This is a genomic window from Pseudoxanthomonas sp. LjRoot204_2 (assembly GCF_056175765.1).
On sequence record NZ_JBGFFG010000344.1, the window covers coordinates 1 to 3,704 of the forward strand.

3 protein-coding genes and 1 pseudogene are annotated in these 3,704 nt (G+C 67.1%); 1 reads left to right on the plus strand and 3 read right to left on the minus strand.

From position 1 onward, the window contains the following. Positions 1 to 1,087, plus strand: a pseudogene (locus AC04L7_RS14350) (hypothetical protein); the annotation flags it as partial. A 16-nt stretch (positions 1,088 to 1,103) separates the two neighbouring features. Here AC04L7_RS14350 and AC04L7_RS14355 read toward each other — a convergent pair. From AC04L7_RS14355 to AC04L7_RS14365, 3 genes are all read right to left on the minus strand, one after another. Next, positions 1,104 to 1,478 carry a VOC family protein gene (locus tag AC04L7_RS14355; protein ID WP_436000750.1) on the minus strand — a complete coding sequence of 125 codons (375 nt, stop codon included), beginning with the start codon at positions 1,476 to 1,478 and terminating at the stop codon, positions 1,104 to 1,106. Between the two features lie 19 nt (positions 1,479 to 1,497). Beyond that, complete coding sequence (locus tag AC04L7_RS14360) at positions 1,498 to 1,878, minus strand: hypothetical protein (RefSeq protein ID WP_436000748.1); 381 nt, start codon at positions 1,876 to 1,878, stop codon at positions 1,498 to 1,500. 61 nt (positions 1,879 to 1,939) lie between these two features. Then, positions 1,940 to 3,704 (minus strand): 3'-5' exonuclease (locus AC04L7_RS14365; RefSeq protein ID WP_475513258.1); only part of this gene is annotated, 1,765 nt, incomplete at its 5' end.

Sequence of the window (3,704 nt, forward strand, 5' to 3'; positions counted from 1 at the left end):
TCATACGTTTGATGACCGGGTTGAAACGGCTTATCTGCAATTCTGCGATCAGGCCAAGAAGTGGCTGGACGAAGATCCCGAGGCGCAGATTCGGGTGGCGGGTGTTGGCTTCAGTCGGGGAGCCGAGGGCATCGCTGCATTGCAGCGCATGGTCCACGAGCGGGGCATCCGCGATCCCCAAGGCGCGAGGATCAAGCGAGACGATGAAGGGCTCGTCGTGGGCGTCGAGTACGCTAACCGCCCCTTGCTGGTCGAACCCGGCAAGACCGCGCAAGTGGCGCTGCTCTTCGATCCCGTACCTACCGGTGTAGAGGAGCATGATCGCCGCCTTCCACCCTCGACCCTTTCCACCTTCCAGATCACCGCTCAGCACGAACGTCGCGACCTCTTCCCGTACAGCGAGCATGTGCTTCCCGGATTCAGTGAAGACAACCGCAATTATCACGCTGTGGTGTTCGGCTGCCACAGCAACATCGGTGATACGTACCTGCGCAACGGCCTCGGTACTCTCAGCCACAACCTCGGTGTCGAATTCCTCAATCGCCTCAGCGATACGCCTTATCTTGAGAAGCGTCCGCTTCCAACCGATCCCGACCAGTACGTGATCCATCGCTCCGATCAGCACTTGGGCGGTCTGTACGGCACGCGCGGCTACGACCGCGACGGCATCCGCGACCAGGTGGACACGCTGGCGCCGGAGCGGCTGTGCCGGCGGGCCGTGGTCGACGACTGCAACCGCAAGGAGCCGATCGACGAAGTCCTTGACGCCCGATTCGAGCGCCGCACCGGGGTATCGCCACCGACGATGGACAAGGCCGGTGAACGATCGCTTCCCGAACCCGGCGACCGTTCCACCTGGCCCGGTCTAAATGATCTTGTGGAGCGCGTGTCGCGCGCAGGTGCGGTGAGGGGAGGCGACCCGATGGCGACCGTCGTCAGCGAATATCTGAGTGGTCCGTGGGCGCGCCAGTTCCAGGCCGATGTCGCAAGGGAACTTGYCGCGCGCGCAGAACCGTCGTTGCCTGAGATACCGCCCAAAGCGGCGCCCGTCGAGCCCGCCCGCGAGCCCCCCGCTCTGGTGCGATGAGCCAGTACAGGACGCGCTAGCGCTTCTCTTCCAGCAACCCCACGAGGTTGCCATCCGGATCGCGCAGGAAGCCGGTCCATAGCTCGTGGTCCGGCATCCGGGCGGCCATCTGCGGAGGGCGCTCTTCCGTGGCGCCGCGTGCCACGAGCGTGGCCTGCGTCGCGGCGATATCCTGCACGCTGAAGTAGAGGATCGAGTTGGCGCCCACGGCGCCTGCGCCCTGGGGCGTGGTCAGCATCAGGCGCACATCGCCCGCCTGCAGGAATGCGAGCGTCGGGGCGGGCTGGAACAGGAAGACCAGGCCCAACGCATCGCGGTAGAACGCCAGGGCTGCATCGACATCGCTCACCGTGATGGCGATCTGACGAATGGTCGAGAGCGTCGCGGTCATCGCAGCACCTCCGCCGGAATCACGTGGGTCGACGGCTGCTGCGCAGCAGGAACAGGCTGCCGATGAGCGTACCTGCCAGCGAGGCCGCGAGCCCCAGCACCGATGCGATCAACAACTCCCGTGGCCAGGACACCGGCGTGCCGGCGACATCGCCGACCAGCATGCGCACCACCACCGCCGCGGGTGCGGCGGCCGCGATGAGCAACCACAGCGGCAAGAAGCGGCCGGTGCCGAACGCGCGCAGCATCATCGCCACCACGCCGACCGCAGCCAGGCCGGGCCCATAAAAGGCGCCGGGCAGCGCGGTCATCGCGGAAGGCGCCCGCCAGTACGGGAAGCCCACGCCGACCAAGGCGATCAGGAAACCCACCAGCCACCAGATCCGGCTGTTGCGCGTCATCGTCGATGCTCCGAGGGGTGCCGGCCAAGCCTACCGCGTCTCGCCCGGCGGTTGCGCGGCGTCAGTCGAACATCGCCTGGATCGCGGCCAGCCCCGCGCTGGCGCGTTCCTTCTTTCGCTCGGCATCCGCGACCGGGTCCGCCCCGTCGCGCTGCAGTTCGTCGGCAGGCAGCTCGTCGATGAAACGGCTGGGCTGCAGTCGCAGGCGCTCGCCGAAGCGGCGCGTCTCGCGGCTGTGGCTCAGCCAGAGCTGCTCCTTCGCCCGCGTGATGCCCACGTACATCAGGCGCCGTTCTTCCTGCAGGTTGCCTTCCTCCACGCTGGTCTCGTGCGGCAGCGTGCCGTCCTCGCAGCCGACGATGAAGACGTAGCGGAACTCCAGGCCCTTGGCCGCGTGCAGGCTCATCAACCGCACCTGGTTGCCGCCGTCGTCCTTGTCGTTGCGCGACAGCAGCGCGAGCTGCGCGGCGAGATCGCCGGCCGAGCTGCCGCGCGGGCCGCCCTCGAACCAGTCCGCCAGCTCGTCCAGGTTGGCGCGGCGGCGCTGGAACGAGGCTTCGTCCTTGCATTGCGAGCGCAGGTCCGCCAGCAGGCCCGAACGCTCGCTCAAGCGCCGTACCAGGTCCGCCGGCGGCAGCTCCTCGGCGTGCCGGCGCAGATCGCGCACGACATCGACGAAGGCGCTGAGGCCGTTTGCCGCCCGCGGCGGCAGGGCCTTCAGCGCGCCCATCGATTCGGCGGCGCGCGACAGCGGCAGGTGGGCGTGCTGCGCCATTTCAGCCAGCTTGGCCAGCGATGTGGCCCCGACTTCGCGCTTGGGCGACTGCACCGCGCGCAGGAAGGCAGCATCGTCGTCCGGATTCACCAGCAGGCGCAGCCACGACATTGCGTCCTTCACCTCCTGGCGCTCCAGGAACGCCGTGCCCCCCGTCAGGTGATAGGGAATGCGCAGCAACTGCAGCGCCTTCTCCAGCGCGCGCGACTGGTGGTTGCCGCGGAACAGGATGCAGAAGTCGCTCCACGCCGCGCTCTTCGACGCGTGCACGAACGAGATCTCGGCCGCGACCTTCTCCGCCTCATGCTCGTTGTCGCGGCATTCCCAGACGCGGATCCGCTCGCCGTCGGCCTGGTCGCTCCACAGCGCCTTCGGGTGCTCGTGCGGGTTGTTGGCGATCAGCGCATTGGCGGCGCGCAACACGCGATTGCTGCAGCGATAGTTCTGCTCCAGCTTGATGATCTGCAGCGCCGGATAATCCTTCGCCATCTGCAGCAGGTTGTCGGGGTTCGCGCCACGCCACGCATAGATGCTCTGGTCGTCGTCGCCCACGCAGGTGAAATCGCCGCGCTCGCCGGCGATCGCTTTCAGCAGGCGGTACTGCGCGTCGTTGGTGTCCTGGCATTCGTCGACCAGCAGGTAGCCGATGCGCTCGCGCCAGGCCGCGGTGATCTCGGGGCTGTTCTCCAGGATCTGCACCGGCAGGCGGATCAGGTCGTCGAAATCCACCGCGTTGAAGGTGGTCAAGCGGTCCTGATAGCGCTGGTACAGCAACGCCGCGTCCTTTTCGCGGTTGGTGCGTGCTTCCGCCAGTGCCTCTTCGGGAGACAGGCCGGCGTTCTTCGCGCGCGAGATCAGGTTCTTGGCCGCCTCCACGTCGTCGGGCTTGGCGCCGTACATGAGGTCCTTGACCTGTGCATGGGCGTCGTCGGCATCGAAGATCGAGAAGCCGCGCTTCAGACCCACCGCGGCATGTTCGATCTGCAGGAACTTCAGGCCGAGCGCGTGGAAGGTGCAGATCGTCAGTCCCTCCGCGGCATCGCCCCTGATC